We start from the raw sequence: 20,702 nt of genomic DNA on the forward strand, positions 1-20,702 counted from the left end.
CGGGATCCCGGAGGAACCAAGCGATGACGACGATCCCGACCCTGTCCCACGGGCGGGTCACCATCCGGCCCCTCCGGCTCCGTGACACGCGCGACCTCGACCTCGCGCTCGCGTCGAACCGTTCGTGGCTCCGCACCTGGGAGGCCACGAACCCCTCAGGACACGTCTCCACCGACGTCCGCGGCAGCGTCCGCGCGCTCCAGGCCAACGCCCGCGCGGGACTCGGACTGCCGTTCGCGATGGAACTCGACGGTCGGTTCGTCGGGCAGCTCAACGTCTCCGGCATCACCTACGGGTCACTGGCCAGCGCCTCGATCGGCTACTGGGTCGTCGAGGACGCCGCCGGACACAACGTCACCCCGATCTCGGTCGCCCTCGCCGTCGACCACTGCTTCCGCGCGGTCGGCGTGCACCGCATCGAGATCTGCATCCGGCCCGAGAACGCCCCGTCCCTGCGGGTCGTCGAGAAGCTCGGGTTCCGGTACGAAGGGCTGCGTCGCCGGTACATCCACATCAACGGGGACTGGCGCGACCACTTCTGCTTCGCGCTCGTCGCCGAGGAGGTCCGCGAGGGCGTCCTCGAGCGCTGGGTCCGCGGGCAGGTGCCACCCGGCCTCGGTGCCGTGCCGCTCGCCGCCCGCGACGAAGCCGCCCTGCCGATCACCACCACGCCCCGGCTGTAGATTCCGCCGCGACACGCGCAACACGCGTTCCGCAATCACGCGACGGGGATACCCCCGCCCCTACCGTGTCCCCATGGCAGGAATCGGCTCGTGGGGTGGCGGCATCGTCCTGCTCGTCGCGGCCGTCCTCTGGCTCGTCTACCTGATGCCCTCGTGGGCAGCCCGACGCCAGTACCTCGCCACCGAACGCAACGCGATCCGGTTGCAGCAGACCCTGCGGATCCTGGCGCAGACCGCTGAACTGCCCGACGAGGTCCGTGTCGAGATGAACGCGAAGTCCCTGGCCGAGGCGCAGCGCGTCGCCCGGTCCGAAGAGGCCAAGCGCACCGCCATCGTCCGCGCCCACGAGGCCGCACGCCAGCGCGAGATCACCCGCCGGCTCGCCGAGCAGGCCCCCGTCCTCGAGCGTGCGTCGTCGGTGCCCGCACTGACCGCGATGCGCATGCGACGCTCCCGGCTCGGAGCCACCCTGTTCGGCACGCTCGGCGTCGTCGTCGCACTCGTCGTCTTCGTCGCGTCACCCGCCCTGTGGCTCGTCGGTGTCGCGGGGCTCCTCGCCGCGGGTGGGTCCGCAGCGGTCCTGGCCCAGCTGCACCAGGTGGCGACGGCACGGAAGACCCGTGTCGCGGCGGCCGAGGCGGGCGCGACCCGTGCCTCCCGGCCCGCGAGCACGTGGACGGACCCGGCGCCGCCGCTGTCGACCGATCAGTCCGCAGAACCCGCGCAGGACCGCAGCTGGACCCCGAACCGGGTGCCGAAGCCGCTGTACGTGGAGCGTCCGACAGCGCCCGCTGCCTCGCCGGAGTCGTCGGCCGAGCTCGCCGCGCGACTCAAGGAGCGCGTTGCCGAGGCCAAGGCCGAGGCCGAGGCGGAAGCTGCTGCCATCCGCGCAGGCGAGGCCGACCCGTCACTCGCCACCGTGTCCCGGATGCGTCCGGAGCTCGAGGACGCTGCCGCGTCGCTGTCCGCCCACGACCAGGGGCGTCTCGCCGAGCGGCTGGGGCTGCGTGCTCCCGCCGTCCCGGAGCTCGTCGCCGAGACGCCGGACGAGCCGACCACGCCGCCGGGCCCGCCGAGCAAGTGGGCCGGCATGGGCGTCCTGGACGACGACGCGTACCAGCAGGCCGATCTCGACGCGATCATGCGCCGGCGCCGCGCGGTCTGACCCGCGGCGTCAGCGGCACGCCGAACGGCTGTCCTCGATTTCGGATCGGCCGAACGGTGGTGCTAGTGTGATCGAGCACTTGGGGCTATGGCGCAGTTGGTAGCGCGTCTCGTTCGCAATGAGAAGGTCAGGGGTTCGAATCCCCTTAGCTCCACCAGGTAGCAACACGAACGGCCCGGAACCCACAGGTTCCGGGCCGTTCTGCGTTCGGGGCAGACGGGGCCTGACGAGCACGCGTTTCGCGACGATCCACGAGTCGTCCGTCGCGTGTCCTGTCGGAGAACGGGTGCGGACGGGCCGGACGCGTGCCGGTGACGCGACCGTGTCAGCTCGCGAAGCTGTCCGTCAGGACACCCGCCTGCGCGAAGGACGTGTGGATCGCGTTCGCGGCCTGCTCGAAGGCGCGGTTGCCACGCGAGATCCCGATCGCCCCGCCCTTGATCGCGGACTTGCCGGAGCCGCGCAGCAGTCGAGCGACGGTGCGGCCGTCCGCGGTGACCATGATCTGCACGTCGAGCCGGGTGTGGAAGGTGTGGTCGTTCGCGAGCCCGCCGATGAGCAGCGTCAGGCCCATGCTGCCGCGCGTGGCCCGGAGTGCGCCCTGTTCGGCGTCGTCGACGGTGTAGCCCTCGCGGGCGAGGGCCTCGCGCACCCGTGCTCGGGCGGTCTCGGGGTCGGTGGCGACGAAGAAGTCGTGGCTCTCGGGCATGGTCTGCTGATCCTCTCGAACGTGTCCGTGCGGACACGGAGGACGCTCGCCCCCCGGGGACGATCATGCCGTGTCGGAACGTCAGGTGCGTCGCTTACGCTGGCTGTGTCATGACTGCCTCGATGAACCGCCGCGCACTCCTGTCCCTCGCCGGTGTCGCCGGGATCGGCCTCGCGGTCGCTGCGTGCTCGTCCGGCAGCGACGATGCCGGCAAGAACAGCAGCGGCAAGAACGGCAATGCCGAGGACGGCAACGCCAGCAAGAGCACGTCCACCCCGAAGCCCGTCGCGAAGTCCCTGACCCCGGCGCAGGTCCCGCTCGTCGGCGGCGTCACGGTCACCGTCGCGGGGACCGGCCTCGCCGCGGTCAAGGGCGTCACGGTCGGCGGGGTGGCCGCGCGCGACGTCACGGCCACGGGCACGAAGGTCACCTTCACGGCCCCGCACCAGGCGATGTACACCGCTGGTGACGCCGCCGTGGCGCTCTTCACCGAGTCGATCGAGCCGAGCCCGTCCGCCAACCAGTCGTCCGACGGCAACGGCAGCGCCGCGAACGACGGGCAGACCGGCGCGACGCAGGACTCGGCCACGGCGACACCGACCCCCACGGCTGCGCCGGTGCCCGATGCGTCCACTGCGGTGGCGACGACGTCGATGGCCTACGCCGCGCTGACCGACGTCGACCGGCAGCTCCAGTACGCGATGGCGCACTGGAAGGACTACAACCTGTCCGAGTACGGCACCATGAACCCGATCGGTGGCGACTGCGCGAACTACGTCTCCCAGACGCTCATCGCCCGCGGTTGGGAGCAGCGCTCCGACTGGTACAACCGGGCTGCCGGTGCCGAGCACAGTGCCACGTGGACGTACTGCCCGACGATGGACCCGTGGCTCGAGACGAACGCCGCGGAGTTCGGTCTGACGCGTCGGAGCTCGGACGAGCGCGACAAGGTCAAGGTCGGCGACATCGTGTTCTACGACTGGAACGCGAACGGATCTCCGGACCACACCACCATCGTGTCCGAGGTCTTCACCGAGTCCGACGGCACCATCCGCATCAAGTCGGCGAGCCACAACCAGGACGGCCCGTACCGCGACCTCGACGAGATGATCACGGTGCAGCACCCGGGCGGGACGGCCTGGTTCCACACCTTCGACGCGTAGCCCGACGGGCCCGCGCCGCGCTCAGGAGCACCGCGAGCCGCTCAGGAACACCCCGAACAGCTCAGGCGCACCCCGAACAGCTCAGGAACACCCCGAACAGCTCAGGGGTACCCGAGGAACCAGAGCAGCACGATCGCGACCGGCTGCAGGCACACCCCGACCACGAGCCACGTCACCGCTCGCCGCCGCGTCCGCACGAACACGTCCGACCCGAGCACCGGCGCCATCGGCATGAGCAGCCGCGGCAACGACTGCTGCGGCAGGAACACCGCGACCAGGTACAGCCCGTACGACGCCGTGAACGCGAGGACGTCCGGCCCGAGGGCCCGGGTACTCCTGCGCGAGAAGAACCACACCGCCCCGACGAGCACCGCGACGACGAGCACGATGCCGAGCGGTCCGAGCCACGTCGAGGCCATCGTGAACCACGGCGTCAGCGGCGCGAAGTGCTGTCGCCCGACGAACCCCGCCCACCACGACAGTTCGGTGTCCAGGTAGGCGTTCGGCCGCCCGGTCACCGCCGAGGCGATCACCGGCCACGCCAGACCCGCCGCCGCGACGACGAGGCCGGACGCCAGGATCGTGATGCGGTCACGCCACGGGAACACCTCGGCAGGTCGAGCAGACCGGCGGGACCCGACCCACCGGACGACCAGGTGCACGGCCAGGGCCACCGCCAACGCGAGGACCCCGGGTTTCGTGAACGCCGCGACCACCCCGAGCGGCGCGATCAGCCAGTACCGACGCCGCACCAGAGCCAGCAGCGCGCCGAACAGCAGCACGAGCAGCAGGCTCTCGGCGTAGGCGACCTGCAGCAGGAACCCGGTCGGCGCGAACGCGAACAGTGCGGTGGCCCAGCGGGCCCGGTGCGAGCAGCCCACCGCGAGCACGAGCCGGTACAGCAGCACGCAGGCCGCGGCGCCCGCGATCGTCGCGACGAGCACGCCCGCGACCCAGAACGACGCCCCCGTCAGGGCCATGACGGCGCGCACGATGGCCGGGAACACCGGCAGGAACGCCCAGGCGTTCGGCGCGACGTGCCCCGAGTCGTCGAGGGGGAGTGTGGCCGGGTACCCGTGCTCCGCGATCGTCCGGTAGAACGAGGCGTCCCACGATCCGGAGAACGTGAAGAACGACGGGTCCTGCCGGTACGACGCGAACGTCCAGTCGTTCGCGGTCGCCAGCACGTACATGGTGGCGAGCAGCAATGTGCTCACCAGGCGCGAGGCGGCCCAGATGAGCAGGGGCGCGGTCCACGCGCTGCGGGGTCCGGTCAGCAGGCTGCGCACCCCCGACCGGGAGGCCCGGCTCGTCTCCGCCATGCTCGTCACCCGCCCGATCCTCGCAGACCAGGGCCCGTGCCCGCGCCAGCGGGCGGCCGTGCGTCGGGCCGCGCGCCGACCTTCGTGCATCGTGAGCAGCGGTGGTCGGGTCCGTCTGCCGGACCCGACCACCGCTGCTCACGAAGTGTGGGCCTCCCGGCTAGCGACCGGTGACCGCGCGACGGATCTGCTCGATCGGGACCTTCGGGGAGCGGTCGGCGTTGAGCAGGCCGTTGGTCTCCTGCATGGTGTCGGTCAGCTGCGTGTAGCAGGAGCCGGCCAGGAACGAGCTCGCCCGGATCGCGTCGTACAGCGCCGTGATGCGGGTGACCCAGTCGTCGCCGTCGCTGGCCGAGGTGTAGCCCCAGCCGTCCTCCCGCTGTGCACCCGGCTGGTAGTTCACGCCACCGAACTCGGTGAGCATCACCGGCTGGCCGAGGTCCTGCGCGCCACCCACGAGCACCCAGCGGTCCGCCGGGCCGAAGTGGGCGAAGAGCGCCGTGCGCGCGGCATCGTCCGCGTAGGTCTTCGCGAGGGCGTCGCCGGCACCCTCGTAGTCGTGGACCGTGACGATGTCGGAGTTGGTGTGCTCCCACCCGTCGTTCGAGATCACCGGACGCGTCGGGTCGATCGCCCGTGTGACGTCGGCCAAGGACCGGGCGTAGGCCTGCTGCGCCGGGTCGGTGGCGATGTGCTGCACGCCCCAGCTCTCGTTCGCCGGTACCCACGTGACGATCGACGGGTGCGAGGCGTCACGCTCGACGGCGTCCATCCACTCACGCATCAGGCGCTGGACGGCACGCGGCGAGAAGGCGTAGGCGCCGGGGGCCTCGCCCCAGACCAGGATGCCGAGCCGGTCCGCCCAGTACAGGAACCGGGGGTCCTCGATCTTCTGGTGGTTGCGGGCCGCGTTGAAGCCGAGCTCCTTGATGAGCTCGACCTCGCGGCGCAGCGCCTCACGCGACGGTGCGGCGATGTGCGAGTCCGGCCAGTAGCCCTGGTTCAGGACGCTGCGGACGTCGTAGCTGCGGCCGTTCAGCAGGAAGGTGCCGCCGTCGACGCCGACGGTGCGGAGGCCGAAGTAGGACGCGACGGAGTCGATCGGCGTCGCGCCGGTACGGGGGAGCAGCGAGACCGCGGCGTCGACCAGGCGCGGGGCGTCCGGGGTCCAGTGCAGTTCGTCCTCGGCCTGCCCGTTCGTCTGGCGCGAGATCGGCACGACCACGTCGAACTCGTCCGACGTGTCGCCGAGCGTGGCCTCGACGGTGGCGAGGTGCTCGTCGCGCTCGTCCCACCGGGCGACGACGCGCAGGCGCTCGCCGCCGGTGCGGCCGCCCGCGATCCGGACCGTCAGGCGGACGGTGGCGTGGTCGACGTTCGTCCAGCGCAGGTACTCGATCGAGGTGGTCGGCACGGCTTCGAGCCACACGGTCTGCCAGATGCCCGTGGTGCGGCGGTACCAGATGGCGTGCGGGTCCTCGTGCCAGTCCTGCTTGCCGCGGGGCTGGGTCAGGTCGTGCGGGTCGTCCTCGGCGCGGACGACCAGGGTGTGGACGGCGTCGGGGTCGGTGGCGAGGGCGTCGGTCACGTCGAAGGAGAACGGCGTGTGGCCGCCCTCGTGCTCGCCGACGAACTGGCCGTCGATCCAGACGCGGGCGCGGTAGTCGACGGCGCCGAAGTGCAGGACGAGTCGGGGTGCGGCGGTGCCGTGTCCGGCTGCCTCGAGGTCGGCGCGGGTGATCGCACGGGAGTACCAGACCACGGGGTGGAAGCCGGGCTCGTCGATGCCCGAGGCGACGGACTCGGGCGGGAACGGCACGACGATGTCGCGGGCGTCGGGGAACCCGGTGCGCCAGGCGGTGTCGTCGCCGTCGTTCCGGAAGGACCACGTGCCGTCGAGGTCGGCCCAGGCGGTGCGGAGCATCTGCGGCCGGGGGTACGTGCCGTCCTGCCGCGAGGCGAGGGGGAGTGCGGGAGCGGATGCGGTGTCAGGTGCGGCCACGGTGCCGTCGAGCGTGCTCATGGGTCCATGCTCCCGCGCCGGTACATCGTTGTAAAGAGCGTCGCAACGATTGCCATCCGGAGAACTCGGCGGGTGCTCGGGGCGACGTCAGGCGATCGCGGCGTCGCGCGTCAGGACCATCACGTCCATGCGTCCCTGCTGCACGACGTCGCCGCGCTGGTTCCGCAGCGAGACCGTCCGCTCGACGATGCCGGTCGTGCCGGAGCTCGTCAGGCGCGTCGACAGGATCTCGACCTCGCAGGTCACGGTGTCCCCGATGAACACCGGCGCGGTGAACCGCCACTGGTCGATCCCGAGCAGTGCCACGGCCGACCCCTCGAACACCCCGGTCCGTGCGATCAGCCCCAGGCAGAGCGAGGTGCCGAGCAGCCCGTGCACGATCCGCTGGCCGTACCGGGTCCTGCCGGCGAACTCGACGTCGGTGTGCACCTGGTTGTTGTCGTTCGTCCACGAGGCGAAGGACACGACGTCCGCCTCGGTGATCGTGCGACCCGGGGTCGTGAAGGTCTGTCCGGCGGCGAGGTCCTCGAGGTAGTGGGGCACGCCTGCGATTCTCGCAGAGCAGCCCGACGAGCAGCAGGCCGAGCAGCGCTCACAGCCGTGCGAGCAGCTTCCGCGATCGTCGCAGCCCTCGCTCGAGCACGGCGTGCTCGGCCGTCGCCAGCGCCCCGTACCCGAAGGTGTCGGCGCCGTCCCGAGCCGCGGGCCCGGACAGCTGCCGGTAGGCCTCCGCCGCGTGGGCCGCGTCGAGGGCGTCACCGAGTGTCTCCTGCACCCGCCGCAACCGGCCGAGCCGCCGCTTCCCGAGGTCGGCGACGTCCCCGGCTGCCTGCAGCGCGTACCGCAGGCGCCGTGCTGCCTTCCGGATCTCGTGCAGGACGTCGAGACCCCCTTCCCCACCGTCGACCAGCCGTCGGACCCGAGTGCGCTCGCGGCCGATGCGCTTCGCCACGAAGGCATCGGCGGCGTCGTCGGCGTGCGGTCCGGCCGGGGCGCGGAGCAGCAGCTGGTCGAGCGCGTCGAGGGTGCGGAACCAGTCGTCCGAGCGCAGCGCCTGGCGGAGTTCCGCTGCGGCCGCGCTACGGAGTGCCGCCGCCTGCTCGCCGATCCGGTCCAGCGTCGGCGCGTCGACGAAGCCCTCGGGGGCCCGTGCCGCCGACCGGAACAGCCCGCCGTGCAGGACCTCGGCATCGCGGGCGACACCGGCGACCCGTCCGGCTTCGGCGAGGGCGGCCCGCAGTGCCTCGGTTGCCTCGCGGTCGAGGGCTCCGCGGTACGCCGCGAGCACGCTCCGCAGCCGACGGACCACCTTCCGGAAGTCGTGCACCGACTCGTGGTCGTCGGCGCGGACTCGGGGGTCGACCGCGACGAGGTCGGCGCGCAGCGACTCGAGGACCCGCAGCACGAACGCCGCAGCGGTGCCTGAACGTGGTCGCTTCGCCCGGTTGCCGCGCCGCTCCGGGGAGACCATGGGAACGGGCGGGACCGCGATCGCCGAGGTCGACGGCGGCTCGGTGGCCGCGTCGTCCAGCGCTCGCTCCGCGGCCCGTGCCGTGGTGGCGTCCCGCCCGTCGTCCGACAGCGCCCACCACCGTGCGGACCGCAGCACGGAGGTGTCCGGGTCGCCGTCGTCCACGCGGACGTCGGCGATCTCGGCCCGCACCCGACCGTCCTTGCCGCGCAGGGTCACGAGCGTCGTCGTGGTGTCCCGGACGCTGACCGTCGCCACCGCGCGCCCGCGCAGGAACACCTCGATCCCGTCACGCGGGGGCTGCACGCCGTTCGGTCGATCGAGGTCCGCGCCCACCGGTTCCGGGCCGTCGCCGTGGTCGAGGCTCCAGGAACCGTCCTGGGCGCGGGTGAGCGTCACCCCTTCGGCCGCGAGCACGCGCTCGTCGGAGTCCCACACGGTCTCGCGGAGCGTCACGGGCTCGTGCCGTTCGACGGCGGATGCGAGGGGCTCGAGTGCCGGCAGTCGGCGGTCGTCGGGGATCCGCCAGCTCCGGCGGGGATCGGTGCGGGCGGTGTCGGGGGCGGGGTGCTGGCTCGGCATGTCCGCAAGTGTCGTCCGCCGGCGCCCGTGCGGTCCGAGCGCGGGCGCGTTCTGTGGACGGGCGGCCCAGAACCGCGAGCTGTGCAGGGATGAGTGGCGGACTCGGCACCTCGCCAGCACTCGGCGCGTACGGTCCGCTGCATGAGCGACGGAGCCCGCCACCCCAGCGACACCGCACCCGACACCCGCGACACCGCAGCCGACACCCGCGACACCGCACCCCCGAGCGGTACCGCTCCGAGCGCCACCGTCCCGAGCGACCACGACCTCGAGTCCTGGATCGCCGACCGCCGGTGGTACGCCTCGAAGGGGTCCGTGCCGCGCCTCCGCACCCTCTCCACCGCCGACGGCACCCGGCTCGTCCTCGACGAAGCGCCCGTAGCACCTGCGGCTCCGGTCCTCTACCAGTCACCCGTGACCAGCGGTCCCGACGGCACCATCGCCGACGCCACCGCCGACCACGCGTGGATCACGGCGCTCGCCGCACGCATCGACGCGGACCCGCAGAGCCTCCGCCCCATCGGCACCGTCACGGCTGCCCGCGTCCTGACGGGCGAGCAGTCCAACACCTCGGTCGTCTGCGACACCGAGTCCGGCGCCCGCGTCATCATCAAGGTCTTCCGCGTCCTGCACCACGGCGACAACCCCGACGTCACGACGCAGCTCGCGCTGTCGGCTGCCGGCAGTGCACGCGTCCCCCAGGTGTACGGCGCACTCCGGAGCAGCTGGCCCGACGTCGGACAGCGCGACGGCACGGCGACCGGTCACCTCGCGTTCGCGCAGGAGTTCCTGCCGGGCCTCGAGGATGCCTGGCGCGTGGCCCTCGAGGAAGCGCACGCCGGCACCCCCTTCGGTGACCGGGCCGAGCAGCTCGGGGTGGCGCTCGCCGACGTCCACCGCACCCTCGCCGAGGCACTGCCGTCCGAGTCCGCCGACGCGGCCCGACGCGCCACCGCCGTCGCGACGATGCACGAGCGGCTCGACACCGCCGCGCGCGAGGCCCCGGCCGTCGCCGAGCATGCAGACGCGATCCGTGCGGTCTACGCGGCGGCGACGGCGACGCCCTGGCCGGACCTGCAGCGCATCCACGGCGACCTGCACCTCGGGCAGGTGCTCGCCGCCCCCGAGCCGCGCGGCTGGGTCTTCCTCGACTTCGAGGGGGAACCGCTCCGCCCCCTGGCCGAACGCTCGTTGCCGGACGTCACGCTCCGTGACGTGGCCGGCATGCTCCGGTCGTTCGACTACGTCGCCGGAGCCCTGGCGCACGACGCGGAACCGGTCGACGCAGCAGGTTGGGCGGACGAGGCACGCGTGCGGTTCCTCGACGGGTACCAGCGGGGGACCGGCGCGGACCTCCGCGCGCACCGTGAGCTCCTCGATGCGTTCGAGCTCGACAAGGCCGTCTACGAGGTCGTCTACGAGACCCGGAACCGACCCGACTGGGTCGGCATCCCGCTCGCGGCCGTCACCCGCCTGGTCGGCCGCCACGCGTCCTGACCGCACACCCCGAGGCAGACGGGAGGCCCGTGGCGATCCCGCCACGGGCCTCCCGTCCGCCGCCGTGACGGACAGTGCCCGTCGCGCGTCGGCTGCCAGCCGTCAGTTGACGGGGCCGGTGTACTTCTCCCCCGGCCCGGCGCCCGGCGCGTCCGGGATCGCCGACGCCTCGCGGAACGCGAGCTGCACCGAACGCAGCCCGTCGCGCAGCGGACGGGCGTGGTGGTCGCCGATCTCCGTCGCCGCAGCGGTGACCAGGCCGGCCAGCGCGGTGATGAGCTTGCGCGCTTCGTCCAGGTCGGTCTGCTCCTGGGGGTCGTCGGCCAGGCCGACCTTCACGGCGGCGGCACTGAGCAGGTGCACGGCCACGGTGTTGATGAGTTCGACGGCCGGCACCTCCGAGATGTCCCTGGCGGCGTCGATGCCGCTGCCGTCGTCGTCGATCGGGGTGTCGGTCACGGTGCTCCTCTGCTAGACTCGCTCGCGGCAGATGCTGTCCGTATGCCATCAGGTTCTCCTGAAGCATTCGGACGGTGTCACGAAAGAGGAGTCTCTCCCACCCGCGGCCGCGTTCCACCAGGCTACCGGGTCACCACCGCTCCACGAGTGCACAGCAACTGGGTGCACACGTCGGTCGGGTCCACGGATCCGACGCAGGGCGGCTGCCGAACGGGTTCCGATCCGTGCGTCAGATCTCCTCTCTCGTGCTGTCGTCCAGGGCAAACGTCCCGGACGACCACCACCTGATTGAAGGAGCTCCGCATCACCGATCCCCGTACCAACGACCGAATCCGCGTTCCCGAAGTCCGACTCGTCGGCCCGCAGGGTGAGCAGGTCGGCGTTGTCCCGATCGCCATGGCACTGCGCCTCGCGCAGGAAGCCGAACTGGATCTGGTCGAGGTCGCGCCGAACTCGAAGCCGCCCGTGGCCAAGATCATGGACTACGGCAAGTTCAAGTACGAAGCCGCTCAGAAGGCCAAGGAAGCCCGTCGCAACCAGGTGAACACGGACCTGAAAGAGGTCCGTTTCCGCCTGAAGATCGACGTGCACGACTACGAGACGAAGCGCAAGCGCGCCGAGGGGTTCCTCCTCGGTGGCGACAAGGTGAAGGCGATGATCCTCTTCCGTGGCCGCGAGCAGTCGCGTCCGGAGCAGGGTGTCCGTCTCCTCCACAAGTTCGCGGAGGAGATCGCCGAGTTCGGCGTCGTCGAGTCCCGTCCCACCCAGGACGGCCGCAACATGACGATGATCATCGCCCCCCTGAAGAACAAGTCCGACGTCAAGGGCGAGCAGAACGCGAAGCGCGCTGCACAGAAGGCCGAGCGTCGTGCCACCGAGCACGCTGCGAAGGACCACTCTGACGCCGAGACGGAGACCGAGGCCCCGGCCGAGGCTCCCGCGCAGGACACGGCACCGGCCAAGAGCGACGCTCCCGCCGAGTAGGTCACCCAGACCGACCCCGCAACGACGCGGCTCCCATCCATCCCACGGAAAGGCACCACCATGCCCAAGCAGAAGACCCACTCCGGGTCGAAGAAGCGCTTCAAGATCACCGGTACCGGCAAGGTCATGAAGCAGCAGGCCGGTATGCGTCACAACCTCGAGGTCAAGAGCTCCAAGCGCAAGGCCCGCCTGAACGAGGACCAGGTCCTCTCCAAGGCAGACGCGAAGAACGTCAAGAAGCTCCTCGGCCACTGAGCCCCCGGATCGTAAAGGAATAGTGCAATGGCACGAGTAAAGAGAGCGGTCAACGCCGCCAAGAAGCGCCGCGTCATCCTCGAGCGCGCCGAGGGTTACCGCGGCCAGCGTTCGCGTCTGTACCGCAAGGCCAAGGAGCAGGTCACCCACTCCCTGGTCTACGCGTACCGCGACCGTCACGCGAAGAAGGGCGAGTTCCGTCGCCTGTGGATCCAGCGCATCAACGCTGCGTCCCGTGCGAACGGCCTGACCTACAACCGTCTGATCCAGGGTCTGGGTCTGGCCGGTGTCGAGGTCGACCGTCGCATCCTCGCCGACCTCGCGGTGAACAACCCCGAGACCTTCACCGCGCTCGTCGAGACCGCGAAGAAGGCCCTCCCGGCCGACACCTCGGCCCCGAAGGCTGCGTAGTCAGTTCTTCTGCTCGCGAAACCCCCGCCGCACGGCGGGGGTTTCGTCGTTCCTAGACTTGGGTCGTGAGCGAACTCCTCGAGAACCCCCGTGCCGGACGCGTGAAGGCCGTCGCGGCCCTGTCGAAGAAGGACGTCCGTGCCGAAACGGGCCTCTTCCTGCTGGAGGGGCCGCAGGCGGTGCGTGAAGCACTCGAGTACGCCCCGGAGCTCCTGCGCGAGCTCTACGTGACGCCGACTGCCGCAGCCCGCTACGGCCTCGACGACGCGCCGGTCGACACCTGGTTCGTGACGGAGCAGGTCCTCGACGCGATGGCCGACACCGTGACGCCGCAGGGCGTCGTCGCCGTCTGCCAGCAGTTCCCGACGTCGGTCAAGGACGTCTTCCCGGACCGTCGCGTCGGTGACGCTGCCGCTGCCGTCGACCTGGAGGCCCGTGGGGACACCGACGAGCCGGCCACGTTGCCGGGGCTGGTCGCCATCCTCGAAGAGGTACGGGACCCGGGGAACGCCGGCACGATCATCCGCGCCGCCGACTCCGCCGGCGCCGACGCGGTGGTCCTCACCGGGCGGTCGGTGGACCCGTACAACCCGAAGGTCGTCCGGTCGACCACGGGCTCGCTCTTCCACGTGCCGGTGTCGGTCGGCGTGACCCTGGCCGACACGATCGCGCGGGCGAAGGCACTCGGGTACACCGTGCTCGCGGCCGACGTCTCGGGTGACGACCTGCCGGTGGTCCGGGCCGAGGGCATGCTCGACGGTCCGACCGCGTGGGTGTTCGGCAACGAGGCCCGTGGGCTCACGACCGAGGACCTCGCGCTCGTCGACCGTGCGGTGAAGGTGCCGATCTACGGCCAGGCGGAGTCGATGAACCTGGCGACGGCGGCCTCGGTCTGCCTCTACGAGTCGGCGTTCGCACTCCGGAGCTGACCCCTCCTCTCCACAGTCCGACCGGTGCAGGCGGGTGGTATCCCGACGGCCGGTAGGCTTGGGTCTCGTGTCAGAACCTCTCGAGATCAGCGAATCGGCCGTCGCCGACGCCGTGGACGCAGCACTCGCCGCCGTCCGCGCCACGACGACGGTCGCCGAACTGAAGCAGGCCAGGGCCGAGCACACCGGTGAGCAGTCGCCGCTGGCTCGGATGAACGCGTCGATGCGCAGCGTCCCGCCGGAGCAGAAGGCCGCGGCGGGCAAGCTCGTCGGTCAGGCCCGCGGGCGGCTGAACGCGGCGATCGCGGAGCAGGAGTCGGTCCTCGCCGTGGCCGAAGAGCGCGCGCGGCTCGAGGCCGAGCGCGTCGACGTCACCGCGTTGCCGACCCACCGCCCGACCGGCTCGCGCCACCCGCTCTCGCTGCTCAACGAAGCCGTCGCGGACATCTTCGTCGGCATGGGGTGGGAAGTGGCAGAGGGCCCCGAGCTCGAGCACGAGTGGTTCAACTTCGACGCCCTGAACTTCGACCAGGACCACCCGGCCCGGGCCATGGCGGACACGATCTTCGTCGAGCCCGTCGACCGCCACCTGGTCATGCGCACCCACACGTCGCCCGTGCAGGTGCGGTCGCTGCTGTCCCGCGACCTCCCGCTCTACGTCATCGCCCCGGGCCGCGTGTACCGCGCCGACGAGCTCGACGCCACGCACTTGCCGGTCTTCACCCAGGTCGAGGGCATCGCGATCGACAAGGGCCTGACGATGGCACACCTGCGTGGCACGCTCGAGCACTTCGCCCGCCAGGTCTTCGGCGCCGAGGCGCAGATCCGTCTGCGCCCGAACTACTTCCCGTTCACCGAGCCCAGCGCCGAGATGGACGTCTGGCAGCCGAACGCCAAGGGTGGCGCCCGGTGGGTCGAGTGGGGCGGCTGCGGCATGGTCAACCCGAACGTCCTGCGTGCCGCCGGCATCGACCCGGACGAGTACCAGGGCTTCGCCTTCGGCATGGGCATCGAGCGGACGCTGCAGTTCCGCAACGGCCTGAACGACATGCGTGACTTCCTCGAGGGCGACATCCGCTTCTCGCAGCAGTTCGGAACGGTGGTCTGATGCGCGTCCCACTCCGCTGGCTCGGCGAGTCCGTCGACCTCCCCGAGGACGTCACCCTCGAGCACGTCCACGCGGCGCTCGTGTCGGTCGGCTTCGAGGAAGAGGACGTCCACACGTTCGACCTGACCGGCCCCGTCGTGGTCGGCCGGGTGCTCGAGCGCGTCCCGGAACCGCAGAAGAACGGCAAGACGATCAACTGGTGCCAGGTGGACGTCGGTGAGCCCGAGCCCCGCGGCATCGTCTGCGGTGCGCACAACTTCGACGTGGGTGACCTCGTCGTCGTGACGCTGCCCGGCGCCGTGCTGCCCGGACCGTTCCCGATCGCAGCCCGCAAGACCTACGGCCACGTCTCCGACGGCATGATCGCCTCGGCACGCGAGCTCGGTCTCGGCGACGAGCACGAGGGCATCCTCCGCTTCGCCGACCTCGACATGGAGCCCGACGTCGGCCAGGACGCCATCGCGCTCCTCGGCCTCGACGACGCGGCGGTCGAGATCAACGTCACGCCGGACCGTGGGTACGTGCTGAGCATGCGCGGTGTCGCGCGTGAGTACGCCCACGCCACCGGCGCGAGCTTCCACGACCCCGTCGACCGGGTCGCACCCCGCACGGCCGAGGGCTTCTCGGTCACGATCGACGACCAGGCCCCGATCCGCGGTCGAGTCGGCGCGAGTACCTTCGTCACCCGCGTCGTCCGTGGCATCGACCCCACGGCGAAGACACCGGCCTGGATGGTGTCACGTCTCGCACTGGCAGGCGTCCGTTCGATCTCGCTGCCCGTCGACATCACGAACTACGTCATGTTCGAGCTCGGCCAGCCGCTGCACGGCTACGACCTGTCGACCGTCCACGGCGGCCTGGGTGTCCGTCGCGCGGCTGTCGGCGAGACGCTCGAGACCCTCGACGGCGCCGTGCGGAAGCTCGACCCCGAGGACCTCGTCATCACCGACGACGACGGCCCCGTCGGGCTCGCCGGCGTGATGGGCGGTGCCCGGACCGAGATCTCGGCGCGCACGACCGACGTCCTGATCGAGGCAGCCGGCTTCGACCAGGTCTCGATCGCGCGGACCGCTCGCCGCCACAAGCTGCCGAGTGAAGCCTCACGTCGGTTCGAGCGCGGCGTCGACCCGCTCGTGGCCGAGGCTGCTGCGAACCGCGCCGTCGACCTCCTCGTCGAGCTGGCCGGCGGCACGGCCGACGCCCTCGGTTCCACGCTCGTCGACACCGAGCCCCGTGCGAGCGTCGCCATGCGGACCTCGCGTCCGGCCGAGCTCATCGGCGTGGACTACACCGACGCCGAGGTCGTGGACACCCTCCGTGCGATCGGCGCGACGGTGCGGGTCGACGGTGTGCAGCTCGCCGTCACCCCGCCGACCTGGCGTCCGGACCTGACCGACGACACCACGTTGGTCGAAGAGGTCGCGCGGATCGTCGGGTACGACCGCATCCCGAGCGTGCTCCCCGTGGCCCCGCCCGGACGCGGACTCACCCCGCACCAGCAGGCGCGCCGTCGGGTCTCCGCGGCCCTCGCCGCCGCGGGTCTGGTCGAAGCGGTGACGGCGCCGTTCGTCTCCGCCGCGACGCAGGACGCCTACCCGGGGATCGACCCGGAGGGTGGCCCGAGCGTCGTCCTCGCCAACGCCCTCGACAGCGAGCAGAACCTGCTCCGCCGCAGTGGTGTGCCCGCCCTCGTCGACGCCGCCCGTCGCAACGTCTCGCGCGGCCTGCTCGACGTCGCGCTCTACGAGACCTCGCGGGTGTTCCTGCCGGTGACCGGCGTGACGCTCGGTACCGACGAGGTGCCGGCCGGTGCCGCGCTGCCCGACCGCGCGACGCTCGAGGCGCTCGACGCGTCCCTGCCCGCCCAGCCGTTCCACGTGTCCGCCCTGCTCACCGGCAACCGCGTCGGCAAGCAGGCGGGTGTCACGGCGGAGCCGTACGGCATCGCCGATGCGATCGACGCGGCTCGCCAGGTCGCGTGGGCCGTCGGCGTGGAACTGCGCGTCGCGCAGACCACCCACCCGTCCCTGCACCCGGGCCGCGCGGCATCGCTGCTCGTGGGCGACACCGTCGTGGGCGTCGCCGGCGAACTCCTGCCGGAACTGTCCGCCGCCGCGGTGCTGCCCCGCGTGGTGGCCGTGGTCGAGCTCGACCTCGACGCCATGGTGGCCGCGGCCCCCGACCTCGTCGCGGTCGCGCCGATCGTGTCGTACCCGGCAGCGACGCAGGACCTGTCCCTGGTCGTCGACGCCGGGGTGCCGGCCGGTGACGTGTTGGATGCGGTCCGCTCTGGTGCCGGAGACCTGTTGGAGTATGCTCGGCTCGTGGATGACTACCGGGGTTCCGGCGTGGACGAGGGACAGAAGTCCCTGACGTTCGCCCTGCGCTTCCGTGCCACGGACCGCACGCTGACCGCTGCCGAGGCCACCGAGGCCCGCGACGGCGCCGTCCGACGTGCCGGCGAGCGATTCGGGGCGACCCTGCGCGACTGACCCACGACGGGATCAGCACCGCCCGGGGTCGCCGCCTCCGACTCTCTCGACGACCAGTCCGACCAAAGGTGGAATCCCATGTCCGTATCCGTCGCCGTGGCGGGAGCCTCCGGCTACGCGGGTGGTGAGCTCCTGCGCGTGCTCTCCGCCCATCCCGAGTTCGACGTCAGGACGGTGACGGCGTTCTCGAACGCCGGACAGCCGTTGATCGCGACGCAGCCGCACCTTCGGTCGCTGTCGCACCTGACCCTCGAGAAGACGACGGCCGAGACGCTCCGCGGGCACGACGTCGTGTTCCTGGCGCTGCCGCACGGTCAGTCGGGGGCGATCACCGAGGAACTCGGCGACGACGCCCTCGTGGTGGACTGCGGCGCGGACCACCGTCTGACGGATCCCGCGGCCTGGGAGCAGTTCTACGGCGGCGACTACCACGGCGCCTGGACCTACGGCCTGCCGGAGCTCCTGCTCGCCGCCCCGACCCCGGGTTCGGCCGACGAGTGGCGCGAGGTGGAGGACATCGCGTCGCAGGGCAAGCAGCGTTCGGCCCTGGTCGGCACCAAGCGGATCGCGGTCCCCGGGTGCAACGTCACCGCGGTGACGCTCGGCATCCAGCCGGGCATCCAGGCCGGGCTCGTCGAGTCGGACGACATCGTCGCCGTGCTGAGCGTCGGCCCGAGCGGTGCCGGCAAGAAGCTCGCCAACACCTACCTGGCGTCCGAGATCATGGGTTCCGCCAGCGCCTACGCGGTGGGCGGCACGCACCGGCACGTCCCGGAGATCCAGCAGAACCTGGTCGTGGCGGGTGCTGCCGACGTGACGATCTCGTTCACGCCCGTGCTCGTCCCGATGTCGCGGGGCATCCTCGCGACGACGACGGCCAAGCTCACCCCGGGTGTCAGCGCCCGCGACGTGCGGCTCGCCTGGGAGCAGGCCTACGCCGACGAGCCGTTCGTGCACCTGTTGCCCGAGGGCGAGTTCCCCCGGGTCGCGGACACGATCGGCGCGAACACCGCGCTCGTCGGCATCGCGGTCGACGAGGCCGCAGGCCGCGTCGTCGCCGTGACGGCACTCGACAACCTCGCGAAGGGCACGGCGGGTGCCGCCGTCCAGTCGACCAACATCGCCCTGGGTCTGCCGGAGACCCTGGGCCTCAGCGTGGACGGAGTCGCACCGTGACCGACCTCACCGACGTGAGCGAGCCCACCCAGGGCGAACCGGGCCTCCAGGGCGTCACCGCGGCAGCGGGTTTCCGCGCTGCCGGCGTGACCGCCGGTCTCAAGACCAGCGGCAAGCCGGACGTGGCCCTCGTCGTCAACGACGGCCCCGACTCGGCCGTGGCCGCGGTGTTCACCAGCAACCGTGCGCAGGCGCACCCGGTGATCTGGTCCCGCCAGGTCGTCGGTGACGGCGTCGCGCGCGCCGTCGTCCTGAACTCCGGCGGTGCCAACTGCTTCACGGGCCCCTTCGGCTTCCAGACCACGCACCTGACCGCCGAGGCCGTGGGCGACGCCCTCGGCATCGGTGCGGGCGACGTCGTCGTCTGCTCCACCGGCCTCATCGGGGTCGGCGACCAGACGTTCCGCGACAACGTGCTCCGGGGCGTCGACCTCGCCGGCGCTGCGCTCACCGCTGATGGCGGCCCGGACGCGGCCACGGCCATCATGACGACCGACACCAGGGCGAAGCAGTCCGTGGTGACCGAGGACGGCTGGGCCGTCGGCGGAATGGCGAAGGGTGCGGGCATGCTCGCACCCGGACTCGCGACGATGCTCGTCGTGATCACGACCGACGCCGTGCAGACCCCGGACCAGCTCGACCAGGCGCTCCGCGCGGCCACCCGGATCACCTTCGACCGCGTCGACTCGGACGGCTGCATGTCGACGAACGACACCGTCGTGCTGCTGTCGTCGGGTGCGAGCGGGGTGACGCCCGAGGTCGGCGACTTCCAGGAAGCCCTGACCGCGGTCTGCGCCGACCTGGCCCGCCAGCTGCAGCAGGACGCCGAGGGCGCCAGCCACGACATCGCGATCGAGGTCGTGCACGCCGCGACCGAGGACGACGCCGTCACCGTCGGCCGGAGTGTCGCGCGCAACAACCTGTTCAAGGCGGCCGTCTTCGGCAACGACCCGAACTGGGGCCGGGTCCTCGCGGCCATCGGCACCACGGACGCCGACTTCGACCCGTACGCGGTCGACGTCAGCATGAACGGTGTCCGGGTCTGCCACGCCGGCGCCCCGGACCAGCCGAGCGACACCGTCGACCTGACGCCGCGGGACACCCACGTGCGCATCGACCTCGGCGTCGGGACGCACTCGGCGACGATCCTGACCAACGACCTCACGCACGACTACGTGCACGAGAACAGCGCGTACTCCAGCTGATGGCGAACGACACCGAAGGGGCCGGGACGCCCCTCACGAAGGAAGAAGAGCACGAGTTCGCCGCCGTCAAGGCCGCGACCCTGATCGAGTCCCTGCCATGGCTCAAGCGGTTCTCCGGCAAGGTCGTCGTCGTCAAGTTCGGCGGCAACGCGATGGTGAACGACGACCTCAAGCGTGCGTTCGCCGAGGACATGGTCTACCTCCGCTACGCCGGGTTGCACCCCGTCGTCGTGCACGGAGGGGGTCCGCAGATCTCGGCCGCGCTCAAGGAACAGGGCATCGAGTCCGAGTTCCGTGGCGGCTACCGCGTCACCACGACCGAGGCGATCTCGGTCGTCCGCGACGTCCTGGCTGGCGAGGTCAACCGCGAGATCGTCGACCTGATGAACGAGCACGGCGAAGGCCTGGCCGTCGGCGTGTTCGGTGACGGCGGGTCCCTGTTCACCGGCGAGCAGAAGGGTGTGGTCGTCGACGGGCAGGAGTACGACCTCGGGCACGTCGGTGACATCACCCACGTCGACCCGTCAGGGGTGCTCGCCGCGATCGAGGCCGGCCGCATCCCGGTGGTCTCGAGCATCGCGATCGACGACGCCCACCCGGACCAGGCGCTCAACGTGAACGCCGACGCAGCCGCCGGTGCCCTGGCGATCGCGCTGCGTGCGTCGAAGCTCATCATGCTCACCGACGTCCCCGGCCTGTACCGCAACTGGCCGGACCGTGACTCGCTCGTCGACCTCATCGCCGTCGAGGAGCTCCGCGCGCTCCTGCCCTCCCTCGAGTCGGGCATGATCCCGAAGATGACCGCGTGCCTCGACGCCGTGGTCGGCGGGGTCGGCGGCGCGACGATCATCGACGGCCGGATCCCGCACTCGATCCTGCTCGAGGTCTTCACCCTGCGCGGTGCGGGCACCGAGGTGATCCCGGACCCGAGCCGACGCACCGAGAACCAGATGACCCACGCTGAGATCGGCCGACGCGTCGCAGCACCGTCGACGAGCACCAGCACCGGCCAACACGTGGCCAGCACGACCGAGAAGGGGCAGCAGCCGTGAGCAGCGAGACGCAGAC

General features: G+C 71.5%; 19 protein-coding genes and 1 tRNA gene. 14 read left to right on the forward strand and 6 right to left on the reverse strand.

Features of this window, described 5'->3' with window-relative positions:
* Positions 1 to 23 precede the first annotated feature (23 nt).
* The 3 genes from EDF42_RS04310 to EDF42_RS04320 all read left to right on the forward strand — a co-directional run bounded on the left by EDF42_RS04310 (position 24) and on the right by EDF42_RS04320 (position 2,005).
* The gene (locus tag EDF42_RS04310; protein WP_123671539.1) at positions 24 to 683 is read left to right on the forward strand and encodes a GNAT family N-acetyltransferase; all 660 of its coding nucleotides are present in this window, start codon (positions 24 to 26) and stop codon (positions 681 to 683) included.
* A 73-nt stretch (positions 684 to 756) separates the two neighbouring features.
* On the forward strand, positions 757 to 1,848 hold the full coding sequence (locus EDF42_RS04315; protein WP_123340807.1) for a hypothetical protein: 1,092 nt from the start codon (positions 757 to 759) through the stop codon (positions 1,846 to 1,848).
* An 81-nt stretch (positions 1,849 to 1,929) separates the two neighbouring features.
* Positions 1,930 to 2,005: transfer RNA gene (locus EDF42_RS04320), tRNA-Ala, on the forward strand.
* A 168-nt stretch (positions 2,006 to 2,173) separates the two neighbouring features.
* Here the strand turns inward: EDF42_RS04320 and EDF42_RS04325 are convergent.
* Entirely contained in the window at positions 2,174 to 2,557 is a 384-nt protein-coding gene (locus EDF42_RS04325) for a hypothetical protein (RefSeq protein WP_123671540.1), read from the reverse strand.
* Between the two features lie 110 nt (positions 2,558 to 2,667).
* On the opposite strand from EDF42_RS04325, the gene EDF42_RS04330 reads away from it, so the two are divergent.
* The gene (locus tag EDF42_RS04330) at positions 2,668 to 3,720 is read left to right on the forward strand and encodes an amidase domain-containing protein (protein ID WP_185040755.1); all 1,053 of its coding nucleotides are present in this window, start codon (positions 2,668 to 2,670) and stop codon (positions 3,718 to 3,720) included.
* 101 nt (positions 3,721 to 3,821) lie between these two features.
* Here EDF42_RS04330 and EDF42_RS04335 read toward each other — a convergent pair whose 3' ends face one another.
* From EDF42_RS04335 to EDF42_RS04350, 4 genes are all read right to left on the reverse strand, one after another.
* Positions 3,822 to 5,042 (reverse strand): hypothetical protein, encoded by a 1,221-nt coding sequence (locus tag EDF42_RS04335; protein ID WP_260235063.1) that lies wholly within the window; start codon positions 5,040 to 5,042, stop codon positions 3,822 to 3,824.
* A gap of 160 nt (positions 5,043 to 5,202) precedes the next feature.
* Complete coding sequence (locus tag EDF42_RS04340) at positions 5,203 to 7,065, reverse strand: glycoside hydrolase family 2 protein (RefSeq protein WP_123671542.1); 1,863 nt, start codon at positions 7,063 to 7,065, stop codon at positions 5,203 to 5,205.
* 87 nt (positions 7,066 to 7,152) lie between these two features.
* A complete protein-coding gene (locus EDF42_RS04345; protein ID WP_123671543.1) occupies positions 7,153 to 7,608 on the reverse strand; it encodes a MaoC/PaaZ C-terminal domain-containing protein in 456 nt (151 codons plus the stop codon).
* Positions 7,609 to 7,657: 49 nt separating this feature from the next.
* Positions 7,658 to 9,118: a CHAD domain-containing protein gene (locus EDF42_RS04350; protein ID WP_123671544.1), complete on the reverse strand. Its 1,461-nt coding sequence runs from the start codon at positions 9,116 to 9,118 to the stop codon at positions 7,658 to 7,660.
* A 141-nt stretch (positions 9,119 to 9,259) separates the two neighbouring features.
* Here EDF42_RS04350 and EDF42_RS04355 point away from each other — a divergent pair, with 141 nt between their 5' ends.
* A complete protein-coding gene (locus tag EDF42_RS04355) occupies positions 9,260 to 10,615 on the forward strand; it encodes a phosphotransferase (RefSeq protein WP_123671545.1) in 1,356 nt (451 codons plus the stop codon).
* Between the two features lie 102 nt (positions 10,616 to 10,717).
* Here the strand turns inward: EDF42_RS04355 and EDF42_RS04360 are convergent, their stop codons facing one another.
* Complete coding sequence (locus EDF42_RS04360) at positions 10,718 to 11,074, reverse strand: DUF1844 domain-containing protein (RefSeq protein ID WP_173170823.1); 357 nt, start codon at positions 11,072 to 11,074, stop codon at positions 10,718 to 10,720.
* 288 nt (positions 11,075 to 11,362) lie between these two features.
* Between EDF42_RS04360 and infC the strand changes: the two genes are divergently transcribed.
* The 9 genes from infC (at position 11,363) to argB (ending at position 20,686) form a co-directional block, all read left to right on the forward strand.
* Positions 11,363 to 12,058 (forward strand): translation initiation factor IF-3, encoded by a 696-nt coding sequence (infC, locus tag EDF42_RS04365; RefSeq protein ID WP_123293372.1) that lies wholly within the window; start codon positions 11,363 to 11,365, stop codon positions 12,056 to 12,058.
* 60 nt (positions 12,059 to 12,118) lie between these two features.
* Positions 12,119 to 12,313, forward strand: a complete 195-nt coding sequence (gene rpmI, locus EDF42_RS04370) for a 50S ribosomal protein L35 (RefSeq protein ID WP_111086286.1) — start codon at positions 12,119 to 12,121, stop codon at positions 12,311 to 12,313.
* A 27-nt stretch (positions 12,314 to 12,340) separates the two neighbouring features.
* A complete protein-coding gene (gene rplT, locus EDF42_RS04375; RefSeq protein ID WP_111086285.1) occupies positions 12,341 to 12,724 on the forward strand; it encodes a 50S ribosomal protein L20 in 384 nt (127 codons plus the stop codon).
* Between the two features lie 65 nt (positions 12,725 to 12,789).
* Positions 12,790 to 13,653, forward strand: coding sequence for an RNA methyltransferase (locus tag EDF42_RS04380; protein WP_123671546.1), 864 nt, complete (start codon positions 12,790 to 12,792; stop codon positions 13,651 to 13,653).
* 67 nt (positions 13,654 to 13,720) lie between these two features.
* On the forward strand, positions 13,721 to 14,761 hold the full coding sequence (pheS, locus tag EDF42_RS04385; protein WP_111086283.1) for a phenylalanine--tRNA ligase subunit alpha: 1,041 nt from the start codon (positions 13,721 to 13,723) through the stop codon (positions 14,759 to 14,761).
* Positions 14,761 to 17,253 carry a phenylalanine--tRNA ligase subunit beta gene (gene pheT / locus EDF42_RS04390; RefSeq protein ID WP_123671547.1) on the forward strand — a complete coding sequence of 831 codons (2,493 nt, stop codon included), beginning with the start codon at positions 14,761 to 14,763 and terminating at the stop codon, positions 17,251 to 17,253. Before pheS ends, pheT begins: the two co-directional genes overlap by 1 nt.
* A gap of 78 nt (positions 17,254 to 17,331) precedes the next feature.
* The gene (locus EDF42_RS04395; RefSeq protein WP_123293375.1) at positions 17,332 to 18,429 is read left to right on the forward strand and encodes an N-acetyl-gamma-glutamyl-phosphate reductase; all 1,098 of its coding nucleotides are present in this window, start codon (positions 17,332 to 17,334) and stop codon (positions 18,427 to 18,429) included.
* Positions 18,426 to 19,634: a bifunctional glutamate N-acetyltransferase/amino-acid acetyltransferase ArgJ gene (gene argJ, locus EDF42_RS04400; protein ID WP_260235065.1), complete on the forward strand. Its 1,209-nt coding sequence runs from the start codon at positions 18,426 to 18,428 to the stop codon at positions 19,632 to 19,634. Before EDF42_RS04395 ends, argJ begins: the two co-directional genes overlap by 4 nt.
* The gene (gene argB / locus EDF42_RS04405) at positions 19,634 to 20,686 is read left to right on the forward strand and encodes an acetylglutamate kinase (RefSeq protein ID WP_123338473.1); all 1,053 of its coding nucleotides are present in this window, start codon (positions 19,634 to 19,636) and stop codon (positions 20,684 to 20,686) included. Before argJ ends, argB begins: the two co-directional genes overlap by 1 nt.
* The last annotated feature ends 16 nt before the right edge of the window (positions 20,687 to 20,702 follow it).

The organism is Curtobacterium sp. PhB172, assembly GCF_003752545.1.
Lineage (GTDB): Bacteria > Actinomycetota > Actinomycetes > Actinomycetales > Microbacteriaceae > Curtobacterium.